The organism is Sorangium sp. So ce887 (genome assembly GCF_051521455.1).
Classification (GTDB): domain Bacteria; phylum Myxococcota_A; class Polyangia; order Polyangiales; family Polyangiaceae; genus Sorangium.
In genome coordinates, this window is record NZ_CP150354.1 from 2,037,271 (window position 1) to 2,051,901 (window position 14,631).

Here is a 14,631-nt window from a genome sequence, read left to right on the forward strand (position 1 = left end):
GAGAGATCATCGAGCACGTGACGTCGTCGAGCGTGGGCGCCGTGCGGTGCCGAGGCGGGAGATGGTCCCGGCGAGATCGACCATCACGCCGCCGGGCGGGTTGCTCGCGCCATCTGCCGGACATCCAGGGACAGCGCTCGCGTGGCTCGTTGACATGGCGAGCGAGCGCCGCGAGCATCGTGCGGTGACGTGGACGCGCGGATCACCGCGTTCCTGCGCGTCGCCTTCGCGACGCCTCGGGCCAGATGCCCTGCTTGCCGGGCGACAGGATGCCGTTCGGGTCCAGCGCATCTTTTAGAGTCTCGTTCAAGCGCCGGAGCGCGTGCTCGTTGAAGCTGTACTGATCGCCGATCAGGTCCATGAAGGCCAGGTGCGCCCGGTACTCGCCGATCCCCTGCTTCCCCAGTTCCCTGATCAAGGCGTCGAGCAGCGCGGCGGCGTTGCTCGTCTGCTCCGCGTCGTGCTTCTCGTAGAGGATCGGGAAGACGTGGTTCATGTGGCGCACGCTGGCGGTGAAGCCGGCCAAGTAGTCGATTCCGTGCTCGCGGGCCCGCGCCTTCACACATTCGTAAACCCTCACCGCCTCGCGCCCGCTGGACGCTACGATCGGCGAAAAATCGAGGTGCCCACAGTCGTCGCCGCGGAACTTCAGCACATTCAAAGCGAAGAATCCCGGCACGCCCGCCAGGCGGCCGGCCGGTCCCTCGACCTCCCAGGCGTAGAGGCCGTCCGAGCCCGAGGCGAGCTGCTTGCGGCCCATGATCTCCGCGCCGGGGATCCTTGAAAATGCTCGCTGGACGATCTTGAACCGAGCATCCAGCAATTCCTCGTCGCCGTAGAGGCCGAAGCGCAGGATCCACCACCATCCTATGCCCAGATCCGTGCGGATCTTTTCGAGCACCTCATCGGGCATGGCGCCGGGGCCGTCGTACCAGCGCGAGCGCGGATAGCGGTGCGCCACCTCGCGCACGACATTGCCCAGCTGGGCGTTGCTCTGGATGATCTCCCGGCGGCGCAGCGAAGCCAGCACATCGATGGCCGCCTCCAGGTCGGACTCCCTCTGGAAGTGCACGGTGCACGACGTTATTCCGTCCGGCTGCGGCATCAACCAGAGCCCCAGCTTGGTCACGATCCCGAAGTTGGACTGCAGGAACAGCCCGTCCAGCGACGGGCCATACCCGCCCTTGTACACCTGCCAGGTGTTGGCGCCGGGCAACGCACCCATGCCGGTGCGCACGACGTCGCCGTTCGCCAGGACCACCTCCAGCCCGCAGATCTGGGCGGCATGATCGCCGTAGGGGGTGTAGCCGATGCCCCGCTCCAGGGCATTGCCGACGACGCTACCCCAACCCAGCGACGGCGCGGAAATCCACAGCTTCAGCCGATGCTCGCGGAGATACCCATAGAGGTCCACGAACCTCACTCCGGGCTCGACCAGGGCGTAGCCGTGCTCCTCGTCGACCTCCAGGATCCGGTTCATCCGCTGCATGTCCAGCACGATGGCCCCGTTCACCCGCGGCGCCGCGCCCCCGTACCCGAGGTTCCGCCCGGCGGACACGGTCCAGAGCGGAATGCCGTGCTGATTGGCGACGGCCAGGACAGCCTGTGCCTCCTCGACCGACTTCGGCAGCACCGCCCCAGAGCACCGGAAGTCCTCGGAGCTGCCGAATGCATAGGGGTCCTCGTAGGCTGAGAGATCCGAGCCTGGGCCGAGGACCGCGTCGTCGCCCAGCACGGCTGCGAGGTGCCTGTAAGCCGAGTTGAGCCGGCCGGATGAAAGAAATGCTCCGTTCATTGGGTCCTTCGAGGGAGCGGAAACCGCTGCAGGTGCGAAATGAAAATGTCGCGCGGCCCCCCTCATGCCGCGCTCCGCGGCACCGCGTCATCGTCCCCGCCGCACGCGCTCGGCCCGACGCATTACTCGATCGTCACGAAGCTCAGCGCGTAGAGCTTTTGCAGCACCCGGCAGCAATCATGCTCGATGGCGTCCCGCGCGGCGCGATCGATCTGCGGTTCGAGTATCTCCGCGAGGATCTCCCGGGTAGGCTTTCCGCCGCCGGCGTGCATGAGAAACGACTTCATCATCCGCCCCACGCGGGCCTTCTGGACGCGATCGGTCACCGCGATCCTTCCGAACAGGATCAGCGTCGGCGCGGGCTTTGGCTCGAGCGGCGCCTCGCCGTCGACGAGCGTCTGGATGAACGGCAAGACATCGCACGAGAACTCGTGCAGCACGACGTGCCGGCCCGCGCGCACGGCGCCGTCGAGCAGCTGCTCCTCGGTGACGCTCGGCCTCGACGCGTTCCGCGACTTGAAATCGTTCGCGCTCTCGACGCACGCGGCATCGGACCACAGCATGAACTCGGCGCGCTCGCAGCGCAGCACGTCGATGAGGTAGGGGATATCAAGCTCCCCGTGGTCGACGTGCCGCTCGACGAGCTCGGCGAACCAGACGGCGTCGCGGAACGCGCGGATCAGGCGTTCGGACTTGATGGGGCGGTATGTCGCGATGAGGCTCCGCTCCACCTTCCCCAACGCCCTGTGGCGCCGGAGCAGCGCGAACGTGGCGGGGAAGTACGTCTCGACGAGGAAAAAGCGCTTGACGCCCAGCGAGGTCGAAATCCAGCGTAGCCGGTTCCTGTCGAGGGACTGGAGCGCGGACATCTGTCCGGCGCTCAGCGCGCTCTCCTCGGCGAAGCACGCCGGGTTGTCGTAGAAACGCTCGAACGCCAGGGGATCGGTGATCAACCGCGCGAACGCCGTCTGAAACGCTGAGGTATCCGTATCCATCGTCCGCCCCTCCGCTGCGTGATCCATCGTCCGCCCCTCCGCTGCGTGATCCATCGTCCGCCCCTCCGCTGTACGATTCATTGCACGTTCCGTCGTCCGCCCCGCGGCTACGCGAGGAATGCCTTAAGCCAGGATAGCCCTCGCGTGCTCGACCTCTTCCAGCATCTCGGCGAAGTCGTCCGGCGGATTCACGTCGCGCTCGATGAGGATGCCGCGTACGGGCGCTCTCCGGCAGAGATAGTCGAGCAGGTCCCAGACCTCAGGATGGCTGTCGATCGGGTGGCTGTGCGTGTCTAGCCACATCTCGTCTTCGTAAATTCCGCCGGCCAGGTGGACTTGCACGACGCGATCAAGCGGGATGCGGTCGATGAACTCATACGGATCGTAGTGGAGGTTCTGGGAGTTCATGTACAGGTTCGTGAGGTCGAGCAAGATGCCGCAATCAGCCTCGTTCACGACCTTGCTGATGAAATCCGCCTCCGTCATGGTGCCTCCGGGGATCGCCAGGTGATAGGTGATGTTCTCGAGGAGCAGCGGGACCCCCAGCATGTCCTGGAACTGCCGGGCCTTGGCGGCGCAGCGCGCCGCGGAGCGCTCGGTGAACGCGATCGGGGTGAGCTGGCCAAGCTCGATCCGGGAGACCTGCGTGAAGCAGAGGTGATCGCTGTACCAGGGGGCGCGGACTGCCTTCGCGAGCCGCGCAACCTCACCGCAATATTCCATGTCGAGCGGCGCGTCGGTGCCTATGGATAGCTCGAGACCATGGGGCGCTATGGGCAGACGCTGGCTCAGCTCGACCGCGCGCGCGAGCCGCCCCTCCGTCCGCGAGATGTAATGATCGGCGCAGATCTCGATCCAGTCGATCCGATCGCGGTGCTGTTCGATATCGCGCGCGAAAGAGGGCCGGTAGGCGAGCCCAGCGCCGAGGCGCGGCAGATCGAATCTTGGCTTCGCACACATGAGCAGCTCCTTGCGCGCAGGTGAAATGAGGCGCCCAGGCAGCGCAGCGAACGCGCCTGGGCGCCGGCGGCAGGGGGCGCGCCCCCCCGCCGGTTATCGCGATGTCACTCGTCGTTCACGTAGCCGCACCCGCAGCAGTGCAGCGAGACCTCCCTCGTCTCCAGTTCGGCGCGTTCGTCAGGGGTGATCAGCTCGAAATCGAATCCGTTTTTGTCAGTGTTCATGCGATGTTTCTTCCTTCGTCCGAGGCAGGTTGGCCTCCTCGGTCAGGGACAGCTCGGCAGGCGTCTCGTGCGGAGTGAAGCCCGCCCGTTTTGCGCCCACCGACTCTCTGTCCGGGCAAAGGCCTAATCAAGAGCCGTGCCGCTCGAGCAGTCGGCATACCAGGCGTGCATGCACAGCCGCGAAGATGCCGCCCTGCCCTGCGGCGTACACATGGCGGTGGTGGCGTTGAAATGGCTGGGGAACGACTCGGATCGGCGGGGTTCAACGGTCGACTTCGCATGAGAGGTACAGGGGCGGCGGGGCGGGTGTGACGGGTGCTGTGGTCGCCCATCCGCTCGTTGAAGTCCCGCTGAGGAGCGCGAAATCTTACTGAGGAAGGCAAAGTCCCGCTGGAGGAAGGCAAACTCTTGCCGAGGAAGGCCTGCTGAGCGTGGTCGCCGTGGTGAGGTGACGGCCGACGACGAGCTCGGGAAGGTGGTGCGCTGGAACGATCTCCCTCGCCTGCACAACCTCTACTTCGACGCGAAGTGGGAGGAGTGCCCCACGTCGTCGGACAGGTTCGCGTGCGACCCAGCGACCGTGCGCGGCAGCGCGCGCACGCGCCGCATGTCGCCCGAGGATCCCGTCGCTCGCCCGCTCACCCCTTGTGCCGCACGCCCTTCGATCTCCGGTACTCCTCGAGCTCCTCGCGGCCCGCCTTCCCGTTCCGCTCGAGCGTCTTCAGCCAGTCGTCGCGGTATTCCCGCATCGTCTCGGCCACGGTCTCGGCGACGACGAGGTTGCGGTACCACTTGGCGTCCGCCGGGACGATGCACCAGGGCGCGTGTCGCGAGGCGCAGCGCCGGAAGACGTCCTCGTAGGCCTCGGTGTACTCGTCCCAGTGCTCCCGCTCCTTCCAGTCGTTCACGTTGAGCTTCCAGGCCGTCGAGGGGTTCTCCTCGCGCTCCAGGAGCCGCTTCTCCTGCTCCTTCTTGCTGATGTGCAAGAAGAACTTGATCACGAGGGTCCCGTGCTCGGCGAGCAGCTCCTCGAAGTCGTTGATATGGTCGTAGCGCTCGCCCCACAGCGACTTCGGCGCCAGGTCGTGCACGCGCACGACGAGCACGTCCTCGTAATGAGAGCGGTTGAAGATGGCGAACTCCCCTGCGCGCGGCGCGTGCCGGTGAATCCGCCAGAGAAAGTCGTGCTCCCGCTCCTCCGTGGTCGGCACGCCGAAGGAGCTCACGCTGACGCCGCGCGGGTTCAGCGCGCCGACGACGTTCTTGATCGCGCCGTCCTTGCCGGCCGCGTCGCGGCCCTGAAGGACGATGAGGACGCTGTGCGTCCTCGCGCCCCACATGAGCTCCTGGAGCTCGAGCAGCTCCTTGCCGAGCTCCTGGAGCCGCTCGGCCGCCTCCTGCTTTGTCGCGTCGCGCGGCGGGTCGGTCGAGATGTCATCGAGGCGAAACTTCGAATCGGCCTTCGTGAGTCGCGTGATGGGCATGCCCGCGAGCGTACACGATCCTGCCTGGGTGCCTTCCCTGGAGCGACGGCGAGCGGCCGCGGCGAGGCGCGCCGCCGGCCTCGGCGTTCACCGGCCCTTCACGCCGGGCGCAGCGACGCGCTGGTCAGGCCGCCGCGCCGCGCCGCGAGCTCCTTGAGCAGCGCGATCCACGCCCCGGGGTCGCCCAGCGTCAGGTCGGGCTCGACCCCGGCGTCCGGCCGCTCGGACGAGGCGATGTACACCCCCACGCCCCCGTTCGCCCGGGCGTAGGTGATCGCCGGCTCATCGGTCGTGTCGTCGCCCGCGTAGACCACCAGCGTCCCCGGCGGCAGCCGCGCCAGCAGGAAAGAGAGGGCGCCGCCCTTGTCGTGCGCGGCGTCCCTGGCCTCGTGGATGCTGCGCCCCTTCATGACCACGAGCCCCTTCCGGTGCGCCGCGTCCGACCACGCCTCGAGCGCATCGAAGGCCGCCGGCCGATCCTCCGCCGAGACGAGCCGCCAGTGGAGCGCGAGCGAGCAGCGCTTGCGCTCGACCCAGAGCGCAGGGACCCGCCGCGCGATCTCGTCCGCGTCCCGCTCGAGCGCGTCGAGCGCCTCGGCCGGCGCCTCCGCCTGGTACAGGAGCGCCCCGCCCGGCGCCGCGATCTCGGCCCCGTGCTCGCCCACGCGCCAGGCCGCTTCGAGGGCCGCCGTGCGCGCCGCGACGTCGTGGATCGTCCTGCCCGACACGAGCGCCACGGCCGTGCCCGGCGCGCGCGAGAGCGCCTTCAACGCCTTGATGGCGCCCTGGTCGGCGACCGCCCCGCCCGAGACCGCGGCGATCTCGGAGATGGTCCCGTCGAAATCCGTCGCGAGGAGCAACGACGGCGCTGCCGCCGCGCGCTCGATGAGCTGGCCAACGTCCATGCTGTCCGGATCTTACCGTGAGCGGGGCCCCGACTCGAGCCATCGATCATCGAGCGCGGCGGCGTCGTCCTGCTCGCGCCGGAGCAGCGGATCACCACCGCGTGCTGCCAGGGCAGCAGCGCGAGCGCGGGCTGCCTCGAAATGCGGCGCGCGGCGGCGCGGCACGGGCGTTGCTGATCGTCGCCGGCGCTGGCGCTGGCACGCGGTGACGGCTGCTGATCGCTGGCGCGGATCAACAGGACTGCTTCGAGCCGTGCCCCGAGGTCAAGCTGCGCTCCTTCATCGACAAGAACCGCTTTCTTCTGGTGTTCGCGGCGCTGTCCTCGGTCATGGGCATCAGCGTCGGCGTGGCCAAGGTGACCACGACGCTCTACGCGCTGGAGCTCAAGGCGAACGAGGCGCTGCTCGGCCTCATCGCCGGGTCGCAGAGCATCGGGGTGCTGCTCATGAGCATCCCGATCGGGCTCCTCGTGGAGCACCTCGGGCCGGCGCGGCTGTTCGTGCTGGGGAGCCTCGTGGCCGGGACCCTCTACATGGCCTTGCCGGCGGTCCCGTCTCCGGTGTTCCTGCTGGCCTGCACGACGGCGATCAGCTTCTTCATGCCGCTGCGCTTCGTCTCGCTGAGCACCGTGTTCATGCAGCAGCTCGAGACGGTGGGTGAGGGCAAGGCCGGCTGGTACCGCGGCACCCATATGGTCGGCATGTTCCTGCTCGGCCCCATGCTCGCGGCCACCCTCACCAAGGCCCTGGGTTTCCGGGGCACCTACTGGCTCATCGGGGTGTGTTTCCTGGTCACGGTCTTCATGTCGCCGATCGTCTTCGGTCGTTATGCGGCGCGGTCCCCCTCCCCTCGAGCGCTCCGGCTCTCCGGCGTCCGGTCCGACCTCGCCCTGCTCGCGCAGGACATCGAGCTGCGCAGCGTGTGCATGATCGAGTTCGCGGCCCAGTCGGTCAATTCGTTCTTCATGTTCTTCATCATCCCGATCGGCATCACCGTCGCCCAGCTGACGGCGACCGACGCCTCAGGGCTGCTCGCCTGGCAGGGCGTGACCTACATCTTCGCGCTGTTCGCGCTGGGCGGCCTGGTGGGCCGGCTGGGGCACGAGCGCGTCTATCTCGCCAGCTTCGTCCTCGTCCCGAGCGCGCTCTTGCTGCTCGGCCTCTCGCGCGATCTGACCCTGCTCCGGTCCGGTGGCCTGCTCCTCGGCCTCGGCCTCGGCCTCTTGCAGATCGCGAACCTCACCCGCATCGCCCGGATCGGCGCGCGGGTGGGGCGGGGGAAGGTGGCCGGCCTGCACGCCCTTGTGGGGCCGTCAGGAGGTCTGTTCGGCAGCACCGTGGGCGGCCTCGTGGGCAAGAGCCTGGGGCTCCAGTCCATGTTCCTGCTCCTGACCGTGCTCTTCGGCCTGCTCCTCGCCCTGGCGCGCAGGACGTCGAGCGCGGTGGTGGCGGTGCACCCCGCGTCCACCGAGCCCGCGGCCGCCGAGTAGAGGCGCGCGCCGCCGCGAGCGTCGAGGGGGCCCCGGCAGAAGAGAGATGAGCCAGACCAAGCGCCGACGCACGGCGCACAGAGGCCCTGCATCATGAGTGAACTCGACAGCCCAGCTCCGTTCTCCGCCACCCGCCGCGCGTTCGCGGCGGCGCTCTGCGCCGCGCTCGCGCTCGCGGCCTGCTCGAAGGCCGAGCCCGGCGGCGGCAAGGGCGACGGGGGCGCCGGCGACCACGAGGTGCTGGAGCTGCGCTATCAGGGGTTCTCCGGCGTGGTCACGCTGCCCGAGCTGGCGGAGGACCTCGGGTACCTCGCCCCGATCCAGCTGAGCTATGTCGGCAACACGATCAGCGGCCCGCAGGACATCCAGACGGTGGTCACCGGAGACACAGATTTCGGGCAGGCGTTCAACGGCGCCGTGATCAAGCTGATCGCCGCCGGCGCGCCGCTCCGGGCGGTGGTGGGCGGCTACGGGGTCGACGCGAAGCGGTGGAGCGGCTTCTACGTGACCGAGGACAGCGCCATCCGGGGGCCGCGGGATCTGCTCGGCAAGAAGGTCGCCATGAACACGCTGGGCGCGCACCACGAGCTCATGCTGAAGGAGTACCTGTCGCGTCACGGGCTGACGAGCGACGAGATCGCGCAGGTCACGCTGGTGGTGCTGCCGCCCGTGAGCGCGGAGCAGGCGCTTCGGCAGGGGCAGGTCGACGTCTCGGTCCTCGGCGACATCCTGCGCGACAAGGCGCTCGAGCGCGGCGGCCTCCGGGCGCTGTTCTCGGATCACGAGCTGTTCGGGGAGTTCACCGCCGGCAGCTACGTGCTGACAAAGCGCTTCCTAAAGGAGAGCCCGAACAGCGCCCGCAAGCTCGTGGACGCGGTGGCGCGCGCCATCGAGTGGGCCCGGACCACCCCGCGCGAGGAGGTGGTGGCCCGCCTGGAGCGCATCATCGCGCGGCGGGGCCGCAACGAGGACGCGTCGCTGGTCAAGTACTGGACAAGCATGGGTGTCGCCGGCAAAGGCGGGCTCCTGTCGGCCAAGGAATACCAGGTCTGGATCGACTGGCTGGTGAAGGACGGCGAGCTCAAGGCGGGGCAGCTCAAGGCCGAGGACCTGTTCACGAACGAGCTCAACCCGTTCGCGACGACACAGGTCCAGTGACGGCGCAAGCCCCGGCGAGGCCCTCCCGGGGCGTCACGGCACGACGTCGACCGCCATCCCCTCGGTCAGCTCCGCGCTCGCGAGCTTCACGATGCGCTCGCTCCCGTCGAGCCCGGTCGACACCTGGATCGTCGCGCCCGTGTCGCGCTCGACGGTGATGGGCACGAAGCGGATCTTGCCCCCGGCCTCCACGACGGCCACGCGGAGCCCCTTGGCGTCGTTGTAGAGCGCCGTCGCCGGGATCTCGAGCACGCGGTGCGGCGTGGGCAAGGTCAGCGCGACCTCGGCGTACATGCCCGCGAGGAGCCGCCCGTCAGGGTTCGGCACCCGCACCTCCGTGTTCATCGTCCGCGTCGCCGCGTCGAGCGCGCCGGCCGTGCGCGCGATCGTGCCCTGGAACGGCTGCGCCGCGAACTCGCGCACCGTCACCTTCGCCGGGGCGTCGACCCGCACGCTGGGCGCCACGTCCTGCGGGACGCCCACGAAGACGCGCACCGGGTCGGTCGCGGAGATCCGGAAGAGCGGCGTCCCGTTGCCCGCGGTGACCAGCGCCCCGCGCTCGATCGTCCGCGAGGTGACCGTCCCCGCGAACGGCGCGGCGATCTTCGCGAACTTCTTGAGATCCAGGAGGCGCTGGATGCTCGCCTTCTGCGCGGTGATCGCCGCCTGCGCCACGGTGACGCCCGCCTCGGCGACGTGCGCCTGCCCCTGCCGCTCCTCGAGCTCCTCCTGCGGCGCCACGCCCGCGGGGACGAGCTGCTCGTAGCGCTTCACGCTCGACCGCGACACGTCGCGGCTCGCCTGCGCCTGCACGAGGCCGGCGCTCGCTTGAACGAGCTGCGCGCGGGCCTGCGCGAGCTCCTGATCGAGCTCGGGCGTGTCGATCTCGGCGAGGACCTGCCCCTCCTCGACCCTGTCGCCGATGTCCACGGTCCACCTCCGCACGTAGCCGCTCACGCGCGGGTAGACGACCGTCTCCTCGAGGGGCTGGATGCTCCCCGGCAGGGCGAGCGCCCGGTCGCTCGACACAGGCTGCGGCGCGACGACCACGACGCGCGGGGCGGCGCCCTCGGTGGCCCGCACGCCCTCCTCGAGCGCCGCGCGGGCGCTCCGGCGGGGCAGGTAGGCCGCGGCGAACGCGGCCCCGAGCACGACGACGAGGCCCACGCCGAGGGCGACGCCGCGCGTCCGCGTCATCGCGGCGGGCGGCGGCAGATCGAAGCCGAGATCGTCGGCGGGAGGGCCCGGGGGCGGCGCGGGGGCAAGAGCGGGGTCGGGGGGGCTCATAGGTCCTCTGCGAGCAGGTCTCGGGCCGGGGCCTTGTTCCGGAGGAGGCTGTACATCACCGGCACGAAGAAGAGCGTGCTCAGCGTCGCGACGAGCAGGCCGCCGATGACCGCGCGGCCCAGCGGGGCGTTCTGCTCGCCGCCCTCGCCGAGGCCGAGCGACATGGGCAGCATGCCGAAGATCATCGCGAGCGCGGTCATGAGCACCGGCCGCAGGCGCGTCATGCCCGCGGCGAGCGCCGCGGTGCCCGCGTCGCGGCCCAGCTTGCGCTGCTCGTTCGCGAACGTCACGACGAGGATGCTGTTGGCCGTGGCGACGCCGACGCACATGATCGACCCCATGAGCGCGGGCACGCTCAGCGTCGTGTGCGTCACGAAGAGCATCCACGCGATGCCCGCCACCGCGCCCGGGAGCGCCATCAGGATGATGAGCGGGTCGAGCCACGACTGGAAGTTCACGACCATCAGCAGGTAAACGAGCACGACCGCGAAGAGGAGCCCGTAGCCGAGCCCGGTGAACGAGGAGTCCATGCTCTCCGCCTGCCCCTTGAGGGTCACCTTGGTCCCGCGCGGCATCTCGGGCCTGAGCTCGTCGACGACGCGCGCGACCGCGCCCGCGACCGAGCCGAGGTCGGTGCCGTCGACGTTCGCCTGGACGTCGAACGTCCTCGCGACGTTGTAGTGGGTGATGTTCGCCGGCCCCGTCGTGCGCGACAGCGACGCGACGTTCGACAGGAGCTGGGGGCGGCCGTCGCCGGTCGACAGCGGCGTCGCGTTCACGTCGTCGATGGACCCGATCGCGTACTGGGGCGTCTGCACGGCGACGAGGTACTGCACGCCGCGCTTGTCGAGCCAGTAGGTCGGCGACGTCTGCCCGCTCGACGAGAGCGAGACCAGGACGTCGCTCGCCACGTCGCGCTGGGTGAGCCCCATCTGGTCGGCCATCGTGCGGTCGACGTCGATGCGGAGCTGCGGCCTCGCCGGCACCTGCGCCATGTGGACGTCGACCGCGCCGGGGATCTTCTCCATGCGGTCGGCGATCCGCAGCGCGACCGCGTAGGTCTCGTCCTCCTTGCCGATCGGGCCCACGACCTGGACGTTGATCGGCGCCGCGAGGCCGAAGTTCAGCACCTGCGTCGAGATGTCGGGGGCGAGGAAGAAGAACGTCGACTCGGGGTACGTCGCGTTGAGCTTCGCGCGGAGCTTCCGGACGTAGTCGGCGGTCAGCTGGTGGTGCTCCTCGAGCGCGATGAAGATCTGCCCGTCGGCCGACGAGATCTGCGCGCCCTCGCTCAGCGACAGGTTGATGCCGCTCGCCGGGATCCCGAGGTTGTCGAGCATCGTGCGGATCTCGCCCGGCGGGATCACCTCGCGGATGGTCTCCTGGATCTGGGCGAAGCGCCGCTCGCTCTCCTCGAGGCGGGTGCCCGGCGCGCCGCGCACGTGGAGCTTGATGAGCCCGGCGTCGACGGTCGGGAAGAAGTCGCGGCCGAGGAGCGGGATCAGCGCGATCGAGGCGGCGACGAACACAAGGAACGCCCCGACGAACCCGGCGCGGTGCGCGAGCGCCCACGCGAGCCACCCGCCGTACGCCCCCCGCAGCCGGTCGAAGGCGCGGTTGAACGCGGCGAAGGCGCGCCCGAAGAGGCTCTTCGCGTTCGCCGTCCCCTCCGGCCCATGGCCGCTGGCGTGCTCCGCCGCCTCGCGCTCGAGCAACAGGCGCACGAGGGTCGGGACGAGCGTCCGCGACAGGAAGTACGACATGAGCATGGCGAAGACGACCGCCATGGCCATCGGCACGAAGAGCGACTTCGCGGCGCCGGTGATGAAGACCACCGGCACGAAGACGATGCAGATGCAGAGCGTGGAGACGAGCGCCGGGAGGGCGATCTCCTGCGCCCCGTCGACGATGGCCCGGATGAACGGCTTCCGCTGCCCCAGGTGGCGGTGGATGTTCTCGATGGACACGGTCGCGTCGTCGACGAGGATGCCGACCGCGAGCGCCATCCCGCCGAGCGTCATCACGTTGAGCGTGTGGCCCAGGGCGTTGAGGGCGATGATCGAGACGAGGATCGAGAGCGGGATGCTGAGGATGACGATGAGCGTGCTGCGCCAGCTCCCGAGGAACAGCAGGATCATGAGCGCGGTGAGCCCCGCGGCGATGAGCGCCTCGTGCACTACCCCGTCGACCGCCGCGCGCACGAACACCGACTGATCGAAGAGCAGCGAGACCTTGAGCTCCTTCGGGAGCTTCTCCAGCGTGGCCGGCAGCATCGCGTGGATGCGCGAGGTGACGTCGAGCGTGCTCGCGCTCCCGTTCTTGAGGATGCTCAGGAGCACGCTGCGCTTGCCCTCCACGTGCACCATGTTCGTCTGCGGCGCGTTCCCGTCGCGGACGCTCGCGACGTCGCGGAGGTACACGGTCGTCCCGTTGACGGTCTTGAGCGGCAGCTTGCCGAGGTCCTCGAAGGCCTCGGGGCTGCTGTTCATGAGGACGGGGTACTCGTTCTCCCCCATCTTCGCCGTGCCGGAGGGCAGGATGACGTTCTGCAGCCCGAGCGCGGCGTTCACGTCGCGCGGCGACAGCCCCCAGGCGAAGAGGCGCTGCGGGTCGATGTCGACCATGATCTGGCGCTGCTTGCCGCCGTAAGGCCAGGGGATCTGCGTGCCCCGGATCGTGGCGATGTCGGCGCGGATGAAGTTGACCGCGTAATCGAAGAGCTGCTGCTCGCTCAGCGAATCGCTCTCGAGCGCGGCCTGGAGGATGGGCACGCTGGAGGCGCTGTAACGGATGATGAGCGGCGGGCTGATGCCGGGCGGCATCATGCGGATGGCGGTCTGCGAGACCGCCGTGACCTGCGCGGTGGCGGCCTCGATGCTGGCGCCCGGCTGGAGGTAGATCTTGATGATCGCGATGCCGGTGAGCGACTGGCTCTCGATGTGGTCGATGTCGTTGACCGTGGTCGTCAGGAAGCGCTCGTAGTTGTTGACGATGCGCTTCTCCATCTCCTCGGGAGGGAGTCCGCCGTAGTTGAAGATGACGGACAGGACCGGGATGTCGATGTCGGGGAAGATGTCCGTCGGCATCCGGGTGATGGTGAACACGCCCAGGATGACGATGAGCATCGACATCACGATGAACGTGTACGTGCGTTGCAGCGCGATCCGGACGAGCCACATGGGCCATTTCCCGTCCCCCTCCGGAGCGCCCCGGCCGGGGCGGCGCCCGGAGGGCAGGCTTCGCATTTAGGGTGCCCCAGACGTTCGTCCAATCTATTCTTTCGTATCACACGATACCTTCAAGGTATGGATCTGCGCCACCTCCGGTACTTCACGGCCGTCGCCGAGGAGCGGCATTTCGGCCGCGCGGCGCAGCGGCTCGGCATCGCCCAGCCCCCGCTGAGCCGGCAGATCCAGGATCTCGAGTCCGAGCTCGGGTTCTCGCTCTTCGATCGCTCGCGGCGGCGGGTCGAGCTGACGCCGGCGGGCACGGTCTTCCTCGCCCACGTCCGGCGGGTCTTCGACGCGCTCGAGCTCGCGGTGCACGAGGCCAGGCGCGCGAGCGTCGGCGAGACCGGGCGCCTTGTCGTCGGGTACCTGTCGTCGCTCGCCTACAGCGGCATCACCGAGCTGGTCCGCGCCTTTCGCACGGACTTCCCGTCGGTGGAGCTCGCGCTGCGCGAGATGCCGCCGCAGGAGCAGATCGACGCGCTCAAGGACGGGCGCATCGACGTCGGGTTCGTGAGGGCGCCGCTCAACGACGCCCGGCTCGCCTCCGAGTGCGTCCGGCGCGAGCCGCTCCTGGTCGCCCTGCCGGCGGATCACCCGCTCGCGGGGCTCAAGCGCATCCCGCTCGAGCTCCTGTCGCACGAGCCGTTCGTCGTGTTCCCGCGCCAGCGCGGGTCGGCCTTCTTCGACCTGGTGATGGGGCTCTGCCGCGAGGCGGGCTTCTCTCCGCGCATCGTGCAGGAGGCGCTGCACCTCGACATCCTGAGCCTCGTGGCGGCGGGCTTCGGCGTCTCTATCCTGCCGGAATCCATCAAGAATATCCGGCGCGGCGGGCTCGCGCTGCGGCCGATCGTGGGCGCGCCGTCGACGGTCCTCCTCGTCGCGTGGCGCGCCGACGACGCCTCGCCCACGCTCGGGCAGTTCCTCTCGTTCGTGCGGCGGGTGGGCGTCAGTCGGAGCAAGCCGCGCGCGCCGCGCCGCGCACCCGGCGAAGGCGAGCGCGGCGCGCCGGCCCGCGGGGCAGGGGCGGCGGAGCCAGACGTGGAGGCGTCGTAGAGGAGCCGAGCGCGCGCCTGCCGTTCGGAGCCCGACGGCGGGGTGAGCTC

The 14,631-nt window shown here is 69.4% G+C and carries 10 protein-coding genes; 3 read left to right on the forward strand and 7 right to left on the reverse strand.

The annotated features are described in order from the left end of the window. Positions 1-202: 202 nt before the first annotated feature. From WMF36_RS07665 to otsB, 5 genes are all read right to left on the reverse strand, one after another. Positions 203-1,795, reverse strand: a complete 1,593-nt coding sequence (locus WMF36_RS07665; protein WP_437578951.1) for an FAD-binding oxidoreductase — start codon at positions 1,793-1,795, stop codon at positions 203-205. A gap of 122 nt (positions 1,796-1,917) precedes the next feature. Further along, positions 1,918-2,871, reverse strand: a complete 954-nt coding sequence (locus WMF36_RS07670) for a hypothetical protein (RefSeq protein WP_437578953.1) — start codon at positions 2,869-2,871, stop codon at positions 1,918-1,920. A gap of 42 nt (positions 2,872-2,913) precedes the next feature. Then, the gene (locus tag WMF36_RS07675) at positions 2,914-3,750 is read right to left on the reverse strand and encodes a DUF692 domain-containing protein (RefSeq protein ID WP_437578954.1); all 837 of its coding nucleotides are present in this window, start codon (positions 3,748-3,750) and stop codon (positions 2,914-2,916) included. Positions 3,751-4,612: 862 nt separating this feature from the next. After that, positions 4,613-5,458 carry a PPK2 family polyphosphate kinase gene (locus WMF36_RS07680; protein WP_437578955.1) on the reverse strand — a complete coding sequence of 282 codons (846 nt, stop codon included), beginning with the start codon at positions 5,456-5,458 and terminating at the stop codon, positions 4,613-4,615. A gap of 98 nt (positions 5,459-5,556) precedes the next feature. Continuing rightward, on the reverse strand, positions 5,557-6,363 hold the full coding sequence (otsB, locus tag WMF36_RS07685; protein WP_437578957.1) for a trehalose-phosphatase: 807 nt from the start codon (positions 6,361-6,363) through the stop codon (positions 5,557-5,559). A 305-nt stretch (positions 6,364-6,668) separates the two neighbouring features. Here otsB and WMF36_RS07690 point away from each other — a divergent pair, with 305 nt between their 5' ends. Both WMF36_RS07690 and WMF36_RS07695 read left to right on the forward strand, forming a co-directional pair. After that, positions 6,669-7,853, forward strand: a complete 1,185-nt coding sequence (locus WMF36_RS07690) for an MFS transporter (RefSeq protein ID WP_437578958.1) — start codon at positions 6,669-6,671, stop codon at positions 7,851-7,853. 93 nt (positions 7,854-7,946) lie between these two features. After that, a complete protein-coding gene (locus WMF36_RS07695) occupies positions 7,947-9,011 on the forward strand; it encodes an ABC transporter substrate-binding protein (protein ID WP_437578959.1) in 1,065 nt (354 codons plus the stop codon). A 33-nt stretch (positions 9,012-9,044) separates the two neighbouring features. On the opposite strand, the gene WMF36_RS07700 is transcribed toward WMF36_RS07695, so the two are convergent. Both WMF36_RS07700 and WMF36_RS07705 read right to left on the reverse strand, forming a co-directional pair. After that, positions 9,045-10,298, reverse strand: a complete 1,254-nt coding sequence (locus tag WMF36_RS07700; protein WP_437578960.1) for an efflux RND transporter periplasmic adaptor subunit — start codon at positions 10,296-10,298, stop codon at positions 9,045-9,047. Next, positions 10,295-13,477, reverse strand: a complete 3,183-nt coding sequence (locus WMF36_RS07705; RefSeq protein WP_437581867.1) for an efflux RND transporter permease subunit — start codon at positions 13,475-13,477, stop codon at positions 10,295-10,297. The genes WMF36_RS07700 and WMF36_RS07705 overlap by 4 nt, the downstream gene beginning before the upstream one ends. Before the next feature lie 126 nt (positions 13,478-13,603). Here WMF36_RS07705 and WMF36_RS07710 point away from each other — a divergent pair, with 126 nt between their 5' ends. Beyond that, positions 13,604-14,581, forward strand: a complete 978-nt coding sequence (locus WMF36_RS07710; RefSeq protein WP_437578961.1) for a LysR substrate-binding domain-containing protein — start codon at positions 13,604-13,606, stop codon at positions 14,579-14,581. The last annotated feature ends 50 nt before the right edge of the window (positions 14,582-14,631 follow it).